General features: G+C 52.7%; 7 protein-coding genes. All 7 read left to right on the forward strand.

Annotated elements, in window-relative coordinates; genetic code table 11:
* Positions 1–158: 158 nt before the first annotated feature.
* The 7 genes from BLT01_RS03115 to BLT01_RS15385 all read left to right on the forward strand — a co-directional run bounded on the left by BLT01_RS03115 (position 159) and on the right by BLT01_RS15385 (position 14,736).
* Complete coding sequence (locus BLT01_RS03115) at positions 159–7,007, forward strand: SpaA isopeptide-forming pilin-related protein (RefSeq protein ID WP_143020577.1); 6,849 nt, start codon at positions 159–161, stop codon at positions 7,005–7,007.
* A 72-nt stretch (positions 7,008–7,079) separates the two neighbouring features.
* Positions 7,080–7,646 (forward strand): class D sortase, encoded by a 567-nt coding sequence (locus BLT01_RS03120; RefSeq protein WP_092094474.1) that lies wholly within the window; start codon positions 7,080–7,082, stop codon positions 7,644–7,646.
* A 298-nt stretch (positions 7,647–7,944) separates the two neighbouring features.
* Entirely contained in the window at positions 7,945–8,475 is a 531-nt protein-coding gene (locus BLT01_RS03125; RefSeq protein WP_092094476.1) for a toxin-antitoxin system YwqK family antitoxin, read from the forward strand.
* Positions 8,476–9,116: 641 nt separating this feature from the next.
* Positions 9,117–10,469 carry a sigma 54-interacting transcriptional regulator gene (locus tag BLT01_RS03130; RefSeq protein WP_092094478.1) on the forward strand — a complete coding sequence of 451 codons (1,353 nt, stop codon included), beginning with the start codon at positions 9,117–9,119 and terminating at the stop codon, positions 10,467–10,469.
* Between the two features lie 546 nt (positions 10,470–11,015).
* Positions 11,016–12,296, forward strand: a complete 1,281-nt coding sequence (locus BLT01_RS03135; RefSeq protein ID WP_092094549.1) for an aspartate aminotransferase family protein — start codon at positions 11,016–11,018, stop codon at positions 12,294–12,296.
* 22 nt (positions 12,297–12,318) lie between these two features.
* Entirely contained in the window at positions 12,319–13,686 is a 1,368-nt protein-coding gene (locus BLT01_RS03140) for a YjiH family protein (RefSeq protein ID WP_092094480.1), read from the forward strand.
* Between the two features lie 285 nt (positions 13,687–13,971).
* On the forward strand, positions 13,972–14,736 hold the full coding sequence (locus BLT01_RS15385; protein WP_245696855.1) for a hypothetical protein: 765 nt from the start codon (positions 13,972–13,974) through the stop codon (positions 14,734–14,736).
* Positions 14,737–15,115: the final 379 nt, after the last annotated feature.

The following is a 15,115-nucleotide window of genomic DNA, read 5'->3' on the forward strand; positions in this document are numbered from 1 at the left end:
GAGAGATTGGTATATTTATGATGCGTAAGGTACTATTGATCTAGTTTGTTTTTTGTATTAAAAGGATTTTTAAGTTCGATTGAGTCTATGGAACCATTTTGGGTGTCTGACTCACTTTATTAGGGATTACGACAAAAAAGATATTAGGGGGATAAGGCGTGAGAAAGAGGTTATCCATGATTGCGCTGATCATCTTATTGGTCGGCCAAACATTATTGGGTTCGGCGGCGTACGCAACTGTAGAAATTCAACCGGATGCTGCCCACGAAGTCTTGGGGGAGGAACCGGCAACCGCTGAAGAGGGTGGAACTGGAACAGAGGCGGACAGTCCGCAGGAGAATGTGGAAGCTCCTCCCGCCGGCGGTGAGCAAGAGGACCCGCCAAGCCAGGAGGCACCTGGAGAAACAAGCACCAAGCCTGCTGAGCCTGAGCAGGAAAACACCGGCAGTGAGGATACAGGCACCGGTAAAGTAGATGAAGAGTCTTCTCAACCAAAGAAAGATTCTACTCCGAAAGCTTCAGAAACTCCGGAAACTCCAGAAACTGAGGATGATGCAACCGGGGAAGAAGCCGAACAGGATGTCATGGAAATCAATTCGGATCTGGACATGGTCGTGGATCCGAGTGTCATCAGCCAGATTCTCTTCACCCTGAACGGCAAACCCGTGAGCGGCTCTGCAGACGTCAAAGATGGCGATACGGCAACCCTCCGCTTCGAGATCAAACTGGACAGCGACCACAACTACGGAAAAGGCTCAACGCTGACCTATGAACTCCCTTCCGTTTTTTCCGGGATGAACCTCTCCGGAAAGCTTGGCGACATCGGGACGTTCAGTGCTGATGGCAACCAAGTGACGATCACGTTCAATGAAGAAATCCGTGACGGTCTGGGCAATGCCCTGCCTGTCGAAGATGCCTTTTTTGAAGTAGGGGCTACGTTGTCTGCCGTCGACAATCAGTGGACGGAAGAAATCCAACTCCCTGGCAATGACACCATTACGCTGAACTTCCTGCCAAAGGGCGGCTCGTTTATCGAGAAAAAGGGAACAGCGGACAATGGCGGCAAGAACAGTGATTCGATCGATTGGGAAGTCAAAGTGAATACGAACCTCGGCGACTCATCCGACCAAATCAGCTTCAAAGACACGTTGACAGACGGTCATCAGGTTGTCCCTGAGTCGGTGAAGGTCTTTAAACTGAATGTGCATCCGGATGGAAGCCAAACTGTCGGTGAAGCCGTAAGTGTGCAGCCGGACTTCACGGAGACCGGCATGACGTTCAACTTGCCGAATACACCGAAACAGGCGTACCAGATCATGTACAAAACAGAAATCACCGATCCGGGAGATGAGGCAAGAAAAGCATTTGCCAACACGGCGGATGCCAATGGCAAGACAGTGACGGAATCGGTCAATGTCCAGTACGGCACGCCACTCGCCAAGTCCGGCAGTGTCAACAAGGCGGATCAATCTGCCACGTGGAAGATTCAATACAACATGAACAATCGCCCAATCACCAATCCGGAGCTGACCGACAGCTGGACGACTACCGGCGGAGGGGGCGAAGGTGCCCATGAATTTGTCGACGGCAGCCTGGTTGTCTACGAAGCCGACGGCAAAACAATTGTGGATGCCTCCCGCTACACCGTCACGCTCAACGACGATCGCCGCGGGTTCTCATTGAAGTTCAAAAAACCAATCCGTGAAGGGTATATCATCGAGTACAAGACAAAGCCAGAAAACCACTTTATTACGGATACGGTGACGGTTAAAAACACGGTCACACGTGTGGACAACGACAAGAAAGCAGACGCTTCCGTCAGCTTCGGAAAAAAGGATTACATCCTGAATAAAGGGAACAAAGGACCCAACTACGCCGATAAGACGATCGAGTGGTGGATCCAGGCCAACCAGTCAGGGTACACCCTGAAGGAAGGCACTGTATTCGAAGACCGTTTTGCGGGTGAAAACCTGACACTGATTGAAGAGTCATTGGTGGTCAAAGTCGGCGGTAAAATGCTCGAAAAGGGCACCGACTACACGCTCAATAACCTCGGCAAGAAAGGGTTTGACATCAAACTCCTGAAAGAGGTCAACGGCGTGGTGGATATCGCCTACACGACCGAGTATGACATCAAAGACATCGGTGCCAACAACCGCACCTACAAAAACGTCATCACAATCACCGATAGTGGCCTGCCGGGCGACCCGACGGCAGACAGTACGGTAAACATCAGGCAGGAACAAAAGGACAGCGGGTATAAAACCGGGTTGTATGATTATGAAACGAAGACTTTCCACTGGGAAGTCGTCATGAACTATAACCTCAACGACCTGAAAAATGCAGTGTTTGAAGATACGCTTCCGGAATCGCAGGAAGTGGGAGAGATTTATGTTCAGCCAGTAAATGTACTGCCTAATGGTCAATTGGAGCTGGCAGGGGGCGCTGTTCTGATGGAGAATAAATCAGATGCTCCTCACAAAATTAAGCTGTCTCTTGGCGACATTGACCAGGCTTACCATGTTTCCTACACAAGTAAAGACAAAGACGGCGTCTATCCGGAAACAGCCGGGGATGTGAAAATTACGAACAAGGCATCCCTTTCAAGTGATGCAGGTCCTCATGGTGAATGGAGCAAGACCGTCACCGTGAAGCATACGGAGAAAGTCATCGAGAAAACCGGAAAGGGTCTCTCCAATACAGAGCGGATTGCCTGGAATTTCAAGTTGAACTACAGCCAGTCGAAGCTCAGTGATGTTGTCATCACGGACACCGTCGGCAAAGATGCAGACGGTCAGCCGGATCAGCTGTATCTGGAAGACACGTTCAAAGTTTCCGAAATGAAGATGACCGGCCGGCATGCGAATGGCGAGCCGAAAATGGAAAAAGTGGAAGTTGATCCGAGCCGATATACGCTGTCGGTGAACATCAAAGCCGGAACCTTCACGCTGAAATTCAACGAAACGATTGAAGAAGCCTACCTGATCGAGTATGAAACGATCTTCCTGGGCAAGCCGGGTTCTGACGTGAAAAATGAAGTCAACGTCTCTTACTTCGGTACGGAAGCAACCAGCGGAAGCGACAAGAGCACCATCAAAGATTATTGGTACAACAGTGGCGGAAGCACGGTGAAAGTTCCGTTCAAAGTGATCAAGACGGACAAAGAGACGAAAGAACCGATCGAAGGCGTCACGTTCACGCTTTATAACCAGAACCATCCATCCCGCCCGCTCATCTCGGGCAGCACGGATGAAAATGGAATCTGGGACATCGGAATCAAGCTTGCCGGCGGCAAGTATGTGTTAAAAGAGACCAAGCCTGCGCCAGGCTATGCCAACCCGGCGGATCTTGAATTCACCCTTCATGTCGATTCAGTTGAGTCCAAGGGAGAACACAAAGGATACCAGCTTGTCTCCGTAGTAAACGAAAAGCTGAACCACTCGTTCAAGGTCCGTAAAGTGGACCAGAACCAGCAGCCGCTCGAAGGTGCAGTGTTCGAGCTGCAGACAGCGGACGGCACCACGGTGGAAGGCTACGAGCGCCTGATTTCGGACAAAGACGGATGGGTCGCGGTTCATGAAAGCATCGAGCCGGGCGACTACCAGCTCGTCGAAATCGAAGCACCGAAAGGCTATGTACTCCTGGAAAAGCCGGTCAAATTTACGATCGATGATCAGCAGACCGCACAAAAAGTGCTTGAGCCGATCAAAAACGAAGTCGCCCCGGGCGCAACATTGAAGAAATATCATCAGAACCCTGAGGGCAAGCTTGACCAAAAACGCCCATTACAAGGAGCGGAATTCCATCTATTTAAGAAAGATGGAGAAAGCCTTCAGCGGGTGAATGATGATGAAGGCAACGCAGTCGTTTATGTGACGGATGAAACCGGTGAGTTCTATGCCGACAACCTGCAGAAAGGCGAATATGCCTTCATTGAAGTGAAGGCGCCTGAAGGCTACGCACTGGACGAAACACCGATTCCATTCAAGTTGCCTGCCGAAAACGGCCAGCCGATCATCCTTGAAGTCGGCAACCAGCTGCTTGTCCCGCTTAAAGTGGAAAAGACAGACGCTGAAACCGGCAACCCGATTCCGGGCGTCGAATTCGGAATCTATGATCGCCAAGACCTTGAGAAACCGCTTCTCACCGGTACAACAGATGAGTCCGGTCTCTGGATCATTGAAACTTTGCCGGAAGGCGACTACACGCTGAAAGAACTCAAGCCTGCAGATGGCTATGCGGATCATGAGGATATCGAATTCACGCTTGCCGAAGGCGATGTCGAGGCCGGATTCAAGTTCATCAGCGTGACGAACAAGAAACTGGTCCATACGTTCAAAGTACAGAAAGTGGATCAGCTGGGTAATCCGCTTGCCGGGGTCGCTTTTGAACTCCAGACTGAGAACGGCGAGACAGTGGAAGGCTACGAGCGTCTGGTGTCGGATGAAGACGGCTGGATCATCCTGGATGAGAACATCAAGCCAGGCAATTATCAGCTTGTCGAAACCGAAGCCCTGAAAGGCTACCAGTCACTTGCAGAACCAATCACTTTCACGATTGACGACCAGCAGACTGCGCAAAAAGTGCTCGATCCAATCGTGAACGAAGTGATTCCAGGCGCGTTCCTTGAAAAATACCACGCGAACGCAAATGGTGAATTAGACCGTGACCGCCCGCTGGAGGGTGCACAGTTTAACCTGTACAAGCAGGACAGCGAAGGTAACTTCCAGCTGATGAAAGATGCAGAAGGTCAGGCGGTTGTTTACGAAACGGATGAAAAGGGAGAGCTCTTCACGGGAAGCCTGGAAAAAGGCATCTATCAGTTCGTTGAAGCCGAGGCGCCTGAGGGCTATCTCCTGGACAAGACACCAATCGGATTCAGCATTCCATCAAAAGACGGAAAACCATTCACACTTGAATTCGGCAACCAGCTGCTCGTCCCGCTGAAAGTGGAAAAGACAGACGCTGAAACCGGCAACCCGATTCCGGGTGTTGAATTCGGAATCTATGATCGCGAAGACTTGGACAAGCCGCTTCTCACCGGCAAGACCGACGAGTCCGGTCTCTGGATCATTGAGACTCTTCCGGAAGGCGACTACACGCTGAGAGAACTCAAGCCGGCGGATGGTTATGCGGATCATGAGGATATCGAATTCACCCTTGCCGAAGGCGCTGTCGAGGCAGAAGGGGATCACGCCGGATTCAAGTTCATCAGCGTGACGAATAAGAAATTGGTCCATACGTTCAAAGTGCAAAAAGTGGATCAGTTGGGCAAGCCGCTTCCAGGAGTCGCTTTCGAACTCCAGACTGAAAATGGCGAGACTGTAGAAGGCTACGAACGTCTTGTGTCGGATGAAGACGGCTGGATCATCGTGGATGAGAACATCAAGCCAGGCAACTACCAGCTTGTCGAGATTGAGACACTGAAAGGCTACCAGCCACTTGAACAACCGATTCCATTCACGATCGACGACCAGCAAACCGAACAGAAAGTGCTCGATCCTATCGTGAACGAAGTCATTCCGGGCGCGTACCTTAAGAAATTCCATAAGGATAGCGAAGGCAAACTGGACCGTGATCGCCCGCTGGAGGGTGCACACTTCAACCTGTACAAGCAGGACGGTGAAGGTAACTTCCAGTTGGTGAAAGACGACAAGGGCGAAGCGGTTGTCTACGTAACGGATGAAACGGGAGAGCTCTTCACTGGCGGCCTGGAGAAGGGCACCTACCAGTTCGTCGAAGCTGAAGCGCCAGAGGGTTACCACCTGGACAAGACACCGATCGGATTCAGCATTCCATCGAAAGACGGTAAACCGTTCACTCTGGAATTCGGCAATCAGCTGCTCGTCCCGCTTAAAGTGGAAAAGACAGATGCTGAAACCGGCAACCCGATTCCGGGCGTTGAATTCGGGATCTTTGATCGCCAAGACCTTGAGAAGCCGCTTCTCACAGGTACAACCGATAAATCCGGTCTCTGGATCATTGAGACTCTTCCGGAAGGCGACTACACGCTGAAAGAACTCAAGCCTGCGGATGGCTATGCGGATCATGAAGATATCGAATTCACGCTTGCCGAAGGCGATGTCGAGGCAGAAGGGGATCACGCCGGATTCAAGTTCATCAGCGTGACGAACGAAAAGCTCATCCGCACATTTAAAGTGCAAAAAGTAGATCAATCCGGAAATCCGCTTGCCGGTGCAGTCTTCGAACTTCAGACAACAGACGGCAAAGCAGTGGAAGGCTACGAACAGCTTGTGTCGGGCGAAGATGGTTGGATCGATGTGAAGGACAATCTCACACCAGGGGATTACCGACTCGTGGAAGTCGAAGCGCCGAAAGGGTATGAACGGCTTGCAGAGCCGGTCACCTTCACCATCGACGACCAGCAGATCGCACAAAAAGTGCTCGACCCAATCGTGAATGAGCTCATTCCAGGCGCATTCCTAGAGAAGTACCATGCGGACAATGAAGGCAACCTGGACCGTGACCGCCCGCTGGAGGGTGCCCACTTCAACCTGTACAAGCAGGACGATGAAGGCAACTTCCAGCTGGTGAAAGACGACAAAGGCGAAGCGGTTGTCTACGTAACGGATGAAAAGGGAGAACTCTTCTCAGGAAACCTGGAAGCCGGCACCTATCAGTTCGTAGAAGCCAAAGCACCTGAAGGATACCGGTTGGATGAGACACCGATCGTATTCACCATTCCTTCAGAAGATGGCAAACCTGTGATCCTGGAATTCGGCAATCAGCTGTTGCCAGTTCTTCCGCCGGTTAATCCTGAAGAACCGGAAGAGCCGGGCAAACCAGGTGATTCGAGCAAACCGGGTGAACCGAATGAATCGGGAACCTCCGGGACAGACCATAATGAAGACAACAATAAGCCGAATACTGGCGATAAGCTGCCACAGACCGGAGAAGAACAGTTCCTGTATCTGTTCCTCATCGGGGCGCTTCTCGCAGCTGCCGGGGGATGGACACTGTTCAGCTCCCGCCGGAAAAAAGCTTGATTGTACTTGAACCATTTTTCTCACCGCGTTCCCTCTGGGAACCGGTGTTTTTTGACAAAGAGGGTGTAAATCATGAAGAAGGCACTCGGAGCCATACTGCTCTTGGCGGGAATCGGCTTGATGCTGTACCCGTTCCTCATCGAACGTCAGCAGGCCAAAGGAACCGAATCGCTGGAACAGGCGCTCGCACTGATCGACACCGGCGAGCCTGCCAACTTGGATGAGCTCCCTGTCAGCCAAAAGGATTTGGAAGGTACCTTCAGCCTGGAAATCCCTTCAATCGGACTGGAGCAGTATATCCTTCCCGAGACAACAGAAGAAAACCTGAACCTGGCCCTGACCCAGATCAAGCCTGGTCAAGTGCCCGGACAGGGTAACTTCACCATCGCCGGACACAGAGGCTGGCGGGACGGCAGGCACTTCAGCAACCTGTCGGAGGTCGCGATCGGGGAGCAAGTCATGCTCCATGCGGATGGCCAAACATTCGTTTATGAAATCACCGAATCCGCAGTGATCCCTCCTACAGCAGTGGAAGTGCTGGATGATCAACCGGATGTGGATGAACTGACCCTCATTACCTGCACGGTTTCCGGCAAGGACCGGCTTGCGGTGAAGGGGAAGTTAGTCGACTCTCCGTAAAGCGGGTGTGCCTCCCGGCGAGGTCTGTTTGTGTCACAACGCAAGGGCATCTAGTGGGGGCGGAGAGCGCGGGTTCCCATAGGTGATTTGACCTCCGGAGCGGATTGCTCCGGAGGTTATTTGAGTTCTGAATCGTGCAGTTGGGAAGGCGGCCATTGGGCGCTCAGCGGGGTAACCATTCGCCTGGGATTGGTCATCACTCAGTGGGCGATTGGCGGTGGCTAGAAATCATGTTGAATATTCTATAAAATAGGAGGGTTAATCAGAAGAACAGAAACCTTTCCAGGAGAGAGACCCAATGAAAATGAAATCGAACGAACTCGATTTGGCGTATGTTTTGAACAATGGAGAGAATCTCGAAAATCTTGAAGAGAATTGGCAGGATGATTTGGTACTGAAACCGATGGAAGGTTCCGGGGGTCCGACGCCCTTCACCGGGCTTGCCTACGAATTGGGAGAGGACGGTCAAACCGTTCTGTATTATGGAACGTATGAAGACGGACTGCCACACGGCATCTCCGTTTTCATTCACCCCAACGGGCAAATCAAAAATAAGGCTACGATCTTCCACGGCACGGGCCACGGCTGGTCCCGGCAATGGAATCAGCAGGGCCGCCTCGTCTTTCTCGGAGAGTACATCCATGGTGTCTCCGTCCGGTTCCGCGAATGGGATGAGGCGGGCAATTTGAAGGATGAGAAAACCGGACCTAGTGAAACTGAACGAGCCATCATTGAGCAAAGGATGCTCGCGGCCAAGAAGAACTGGCCGGATGAGGCGGATGGGTTGAGCTATGATTTTCTTGAAAGCAAAGGCTGGCCGGCTAAATAGGGACCACACTCAAGAGAGGCATTCGCGGAGTCCTCACAGCCTGGACGAAGGAGGATGGAATAAGAACGTGAGTGGTTACCAACAGCAGGCGGGTGGTTCCTAACCCCGCCCATCGACTTTGTCCGTCCGTTTTTGGATGTGCGAGATTTCATCTGGGTAATAGAAGAAGCGAAGCACCCCACTGCTGCCCACTGGCGGAAGTGGGGTGAGTTGTTTTGGTAAAGGGTTGTTCTACTCCAAATGGATCAATTGCATTCAGTGAGGATCCGCATTCTTCTCTCAGTCTATGGAATCGAGTGCATGATTGGAATCCTGATAATGCCTTTCAACATTTCTGGTCGGCTTCATTATTCGTGAGTTTCCCAAGTGATTACCTGGATAGGGAGGCCGTTTGTTTGGCTACCAGTAAGTAAAATGTCATTGTAACAATATTCATTTTTATGTATAATTATATTTACAAACGAATAATCACTCATTGCTGTATAAGGAGTTCTGAACACTGAAGCAAACTCAATGCTTCTGCATCAGTCATTCTGTGTAATTAAAACTATCAAAATATTCATTGCATTTAACTGATCAATTCTGTATAGTCTTATTCAATTACGAATACTTATCTGTTAATCCATCGCAGGAGGTGCCGCATGTCCATCTTTTCCATCAATCCGGATAGGCAATTTGAAATCATCGATTCGAGTGAAGAGGATTTGATTGTGACGAACCGGGACGGGGTGATTGTCCAGGCGTCACGGATCAGCGGGCGGCATTACGGGGTGACGCCGGAGTCGCTGCTGGGGCAGTCGGTGTATGACCTGGAGCGGCAGAAGGTATTTGTACCGGCGATCACGCCGCTCGTCTTGAAAGAAAAGAAAAAAGTGGTGCTTGTGCAGGAAACGCCGAACGGGACCCGCGAGCTGATCCTCGGTTTTCCGCTGTTTGACGAGGCGGGTGAGGTCGAGTATGTCATTAGTTATTCGTGCGAGTGGTCAGAGCTGGTCGTCATCCAGGGCTACCTGAGCGAGCTGGAGGCGGAGATGGCCCGGATGAAGGAGGAGCTGACCCTGCTTCGGCGGGAGGCTGCGGTTCCGGAAGGGCTGGTGCTCGCATCGAGGCCGACTGCGGAAGCGTTCGCGAGAGGGCTGGAAGCGGCGGAGCTGGATGTGCCGATTCTCCTGTACGGCGAGCACGGGACCGGCAAGGCGACGCTTGCGCGTGAGATTCACGGGAATAGCGGCCGCAGTGAAGGGGCGTTTTTGACGCTTGATTGCCGGACGGTCCCCGAAGCGCTGTTTGAGCGGGAGCTGGCAGGTGAGGCGGACGAAAAGATCGGGATGCTGCAGGTTGCGGAAGGCGGCACCTTGTATCTTGAAGGCATCGACCGGCTGTCGCCGCATCTCCAGAACCGGCTGGCCGGCTGGCTGAAAGAAAAGCGGTATCCGTCGCCGGAAGGGGTGGACGTTCCGTTCGACGTGCGGATCATCGCCTCCGCGGAAGGCGAGTTGTCCGATGCGGTACAGGACGGGACGTTTAGCCGGGAGCTGTTTTATCTGATTCACCTTGTGCCGATCGAGCTCCGGCCGCTCATGGAACGGAAAGAAGATCTGGCGGCGCTGATTCCCCGGTTGCTGGATGAATTCTGCGAGCGCCACGGGAAGCCGCGGGAGCTGTCCCAGCCGCTGTTCGATTACTTGATGGAATGTCCGTGGCCGGGGAATATCGATGAACTGCGCAATGTGATGGAGCGGCTGGTCATCGGGAGCAGGGAGCCGGTGCTCGGCGTGGACGATTTGCCGATGGAGTACCGGGTGGCCGCCGGAAGCTCACTTTCCGATATCGGGGTGGACGGACGGCCGTTGCCGCTGATATTGGAAAGCGTTGAAAAGCGCGTGCTGAAGCTGGCGAAGCAGCGCTACAAGACGACGACCGAGATGGCCAAGCAACTCGGCATCAGCCAGCCGTCGGTTGTCCGGAAACTGAAGAAGTATGAAGAAGATTGAGCGGGCGACGGCTTCTGGTGCGGAGGCAAGGTAACCACTCGCCGGCGGATAAAGTGAGTGCTTCGGGATCGTGGGCGAGTGCTTCGAAACTCCTCGCGAGTGCTTCGAAGTTTGGGACGAGTGCATCCAAACTCTTCCCGAGTGCATGCTTATTTGGAAGCTGAAGAAGTGCGAAGAGGATTAAGCGGGTGCCGGCTTCTGGTGCGGAGGCAAGGTAACCACTCGGGACGCCGGGGTAACCACTCGCCGGCGGATGAAGTGAGTGCTTCGAAATCGTGGTCGAGTGCTTCGAAACTCCTCGCGAGTGCTTCGAAGTTTGGGACGAGTGCATCCAAACTCATCCGAGTGCATCGCTTATTTGGAAGTTGAAGAAGTACAAAGAAGATTAAGCGGGCGACGGCTTCTGGTGTGGAGGCTAGGTAACCACTCGGGACGCCGGGGTAACCACTCGCCGGGTTGGCGGGGAAAGACAGATGAAGGGATGAATGCATCATGACGAAGCAACTGGAAACGACAACACAACAGACACAGCCGGAGTGGACCGAAATGGTCGCGAACATCGGCAATTTCCTTGCCCCGAGCATGGCGAAGGACCATCCGAACTTGCCGGTGGTGAAGGCGGAAGGATGCTATTACTATGGCACCGACGGCAAGAAGTACTTGGACTTTACGTCCGGGATCGCGGTGGAGAATGTGGGGCACCGGCATCCGAAGGTCGTGCAGGCGATCAAGGACAGCGCGGACCATCTTGTCCACGGGCCGTCCGGTGTGATCATCTATGAGTCCATCCTGAAGCTGGCGCATGAACTCCAGCAAGTGCTTCCTCCGAAGCTCGATAACTTCTTTTTCGCGAACAGCGGGACGGAGGCGATCGAGGGGGCATTGAAGCTTGCGAAGCATGTGACGAAGCGCCCGTATGCGGTGTCGTTCACCGGCTGTTTCCATGGCCGGTCGATCGGCGCGCTCAGTGTAACGACATCGAAAAGCAAATACCGCAAACACCAGCAGCCGTCCTGGCTGACGTATCAGCTGCCGTATGCCCTGCCGGAAGATCTGCCGGAAGGGGCGGACCCGGACGTGTTCTTCCCGGAAAAGCTCGAAAAGGATGCCCGCCGGCTGTTCAGCCATCAGGTGGACCCGTCGGAGGTGGCGTGCATGATCATCGAGCCGGTCATGGGCGAGGGCGGCTATATCATCCCTCCGAAGGCGTGGCTGCGGAAGATCCGCGAGATCTGTGACCGGCACGGGATTTTGCTGATCTTCGACGAGGTCCAGACCGGATTCGGCCGGACGGGTGAGTGGTTCGCGGCGCAGACGTTCGGCGTGACGCCGGACATCATGGCGATCGCGAAGGGAATCGCGGCGGGGCTGCCATTGAGCGCGACCGTCGCATCCAAAGAACTGATGGACCAGTGGCCGCTCGGCTCGCACGGCACGACGTTCGGCGGAAACCCGATCGCCTGCTCCGCGGCGCTCGCATCGCTCGAAGTAATGAAAGAAGAGCGGTTGCTTGAGAACACCCGGGAGGTCGGGGTGTATGCGATGGAGCGTCTTCGGGAGATGCAGGAACGTTATCCGGTGATCCGCGATGTCCGCGGGCTCGGGCTCATGATCGGGATCGAACTCTGTGATCCCAAGACGGACGAGCCGGACGGAGCGGCCGTCATGGACGTGCTGGACCGCTGCCTGGAAAAGGGCGTCCTGTTTTATCTGTGCGGCAACTCCGGCGAAGTCATCCGGATGATCCCGCCGCTTACGGTGACAAAAGAACAAATCGATGACGGGCTCAGGGTGCTTGAAGAAGCGCTCCGGGAACGCGGAAACTGACACGGGAAAAGGGGGAGAAATGATGACTGTCATCAAGGGGGAGCAAGTGGTTTCAAAAGGGGCCGCCTGGAAGTTTCTGATTCCGTCATTGATCGGGGTGCTATTGTTCCTCGTGCCGATCAAGTGGAACGGGGAAATCACGATCGGAATCGGGGTCATGGCATCCGGCCTATTGGGCTGGGGGAACGAGTGGATTCCGGCGTTTCTTCTCGGGATGCTCGGATTCACCGCGGCGATGACGCTCGTTGCGGTACTGGCCAAGCCGGCGTTCGTGATGGACCGGCCGTTTCTGCGAAACCTGTTCGTCGTCGGGCCGTTCGGGGTCATTACACGGCTGTTCGGATTTGCCGTCGGGGTCATGGCATACTTTGAAGTCGGCCCGGCGTTTATTTCTTCCCGTGCGACAGGGGGCGTCGTCCTGTTCGACCTGGCGCCGGTGCTGCTTACGTGGTTCCTGTTCGCGGGTGTGATGCTGCCGCTATTGGTCGAGTTTGGACTGATGGAGTTTTTCGGGGCGCTATTGACGCGGTTCATGCGACCGATCTTCACATTGCCGGGCCGCTCCTCGATTGACACACTCGCCTCATGGATGGGCGCAGCGCCGGTCGGAGTCGTCATCACGATGAAACAGTATGACGAAGGGAACTACACGGGCCGGGAAGCGGCAGTGATCGCAACGACGTTCTCAATCGCATCCGTTGCGTTTTCCCTGGTCGTCGCCAAAGTGATCGGACTCGGCCACCTGTTTATCCCGTTTTACCTGACCATCAGCGTCGCCAGCATCGCCGCCGCCATCATCATGCCGCGCATCCCGCCACTCTCGCGGAAAGCCGACACCTACTATGACGGCAGCGCGCGGCAGGAAAACGACGAAATGATCCCTGACGGCGAAACCGCTGTGAGCTGGGGCTGGAAACTCGCTCTTGCGAAAGCCGAAAAAACAAAAAGCGCAAAAGGCCTCGTCAAAGAAGGCGTCGGCACCGTCCTCGACATCTGGCTCGGGCTCATCCCGCTCGTCATGAGCCTCGGCGCCCTCGCACTGATCGTCGCGGAATACACTCCGATCTTCAAATGGATCTCGTACCCGCTCGTCCCGGTCCTGACGTGGATGGGACTGCCTGAAGCAGCCGAAGCCGCACCGACCATGCTCGTCGGCTTCGCCGACATGTTCCTCCCATCCGTCATCGGCAGCGGCATCGAAAGCGAGCTCACCAGGTTCGTCGTCGGCACCCTGTCCCTGACACAGCTGATCTACATGTCGGAAATCGGGATCCTCATCCTGCGCTCCAACATCCCGGTCAGTTTTCTGGAACTCGTCGTCATCTTTATCCAGCGCACGGTGATTACGTTGCCGATCATTGTGCTGATTGCGCATTTGTTTGTGTTTTGAATAGTGGAGATGGAGAAAAAGCAGCCGAGGGCTGCTTTTTCAAATTCGGGGGATACCCACGGGTGGCTGATGAGTGGTTACCTCTCGGGAGTGAGTGGTTACCTCGATTGAGTGGTATGTTACTGCTTGGTGCTGGATCTCCATATGCATAGCCTCTTTTAGTACCTTGACGTCCGTACGGGCTAACTAGGAGTCGTCTGATATTATAAGGATTTTACCTAACTTTTCTGTTAGTATATTATTAACACTAAACTGCCAAATGAAGGCAGATATGGAGGGTGATTTATGCCTACTAAGCTCAGCCTAATGAAAAACCCTGATCCCTTTGTAATGGATAAAGACACTGTAAAAAAGGCGGTTGCTGATTTCCTTTTAAGCAAAGGTTTTAATTGCGATGCACTTTTAAAAGAGAAGCAACCAGGCGTAGATGTTAAAGCAGTAAAAGGGGGTATTAATGTATTTGTAGAATCGAAAGGATCGCAGAAGATTGGCGCTGAACCTAATGAAGTATTTGATAACAGCCAGATTGTCACACATCTCGCTATGCAGATTCATACCTTGATGAGGTATGCGCAACAAAACAAAGGGGATCACAATGTCTTCGTACTGGCTAATCCAGACATCAGTCGCATCCGAAAGGAGTATTTGCGGGTAGGGCGCATGGTTGAACAGCTTGGATTCATATGCATGTGGGTTCAAGAAGATCAGACGGTCAAAGTAGAAGGATCTGAAAAAAATAAACTGATGCGGATCTTCTCGCCTGACAAGCGTCAGGTAGAGGTTTTGTTTGATCAAGAAGAAAGTGAACGATTTATCAAGTTCTTGAGGAATGAGTATTCACTTGGCGAGTCATCCGCAAAAGACGCTGTCGGGCGCATAAATGGCATGTTAAATAGAGGAATATACAATGGAGAAAATGAATTTTCTCCTGAGATGGAAGCGGCAATTATAAGAGAATATCCTAAGTCCAAAGTAGATTATATCCTTGCTCTCAAACGGTTTATTAGTTTTCAGCAGAAGAGGAGAGTGGAAATTAAGGGAGGGTGGTAAGGAAGAATGAACGGCTGAATGAGAGGAAATTACCATCTATGTATTCGATTGGAGTAATGCGGAGAATCATACGGATTTCGGGCATTCTTTCAACTTTTACTGGTGATTGTCACACTTTGAGAAGAATGCATTGAACAGTAACTGTATTAATTTGAAGAAGCAAATTAAAACGACCGCATTGATTTATGAGGACTATAACTATTTACTGAAACACTTGCTGAGAGAATCGCCCCTATGCAGCCAACGCCGCATAGGGGCGATTCACATTTTCACTCAAACCCATCCATTCACTGAAACCTTCTCCCCCAAGGACGTAATCAGTTCCTTCTGCCCGTTCAAATTTTGAGAGAGAAAATTAATTTCACTATCAGTGAAATTA

It is taken from the genome of Bhargavaea beijingensis, from assembly GCF_900101985.1.
In the GTDB taxonomy this organism is placed as follows: Bacteria; Bacillota; Bacilli; order Bacillales_A; family Planococcaceae; genus Bhargavaea; species Bhargavaea beijingensis.

Coding starts and splice junctions, on each gene's coding strand:
- BLT01_RS03135 (WP_092094549.1), top strand. CDS start 11,016: ATGGTCGCGAACATCGGCAATTTCCTTGCCCCGAGCATGGCGAAGGAC.
- BLT01_RS03140 (WP_092094480.1), top strand. CDS start 12,319: ATGACTGTCATCAAGGGGGAGCAAGTGGTTTCAAAAGGGGCCGCCTGG.
- BLT01_RS15385 (WP_245696855.1), top strand. CDS start 13,972: ATGCCTACTAAGCTCAGCCTAATGAAAAACCCTGATCCCTTTGTAATG.
- BLT01_RS03125 (WP_092094476.1), top strand. CDS start 7,945: ATGAAAATGAAATCGAACGAACTCGATTTGGCGTATGTTTTGAACAAT.
- BLT01_RS03120 (WP_092094474.1), top strand. CDS start 7,080: ATGAAGAAGGCACTCGGAGCCATACTGCTCTTGGCGGGAATCGGCTTG.
- BLT01_RS03130 (WP_092094478.1), top strand. CDS start 9,117: ATGTCCATCTTTTCCATCAATCCGGATAGGCAATTTGAAATCATCGAT.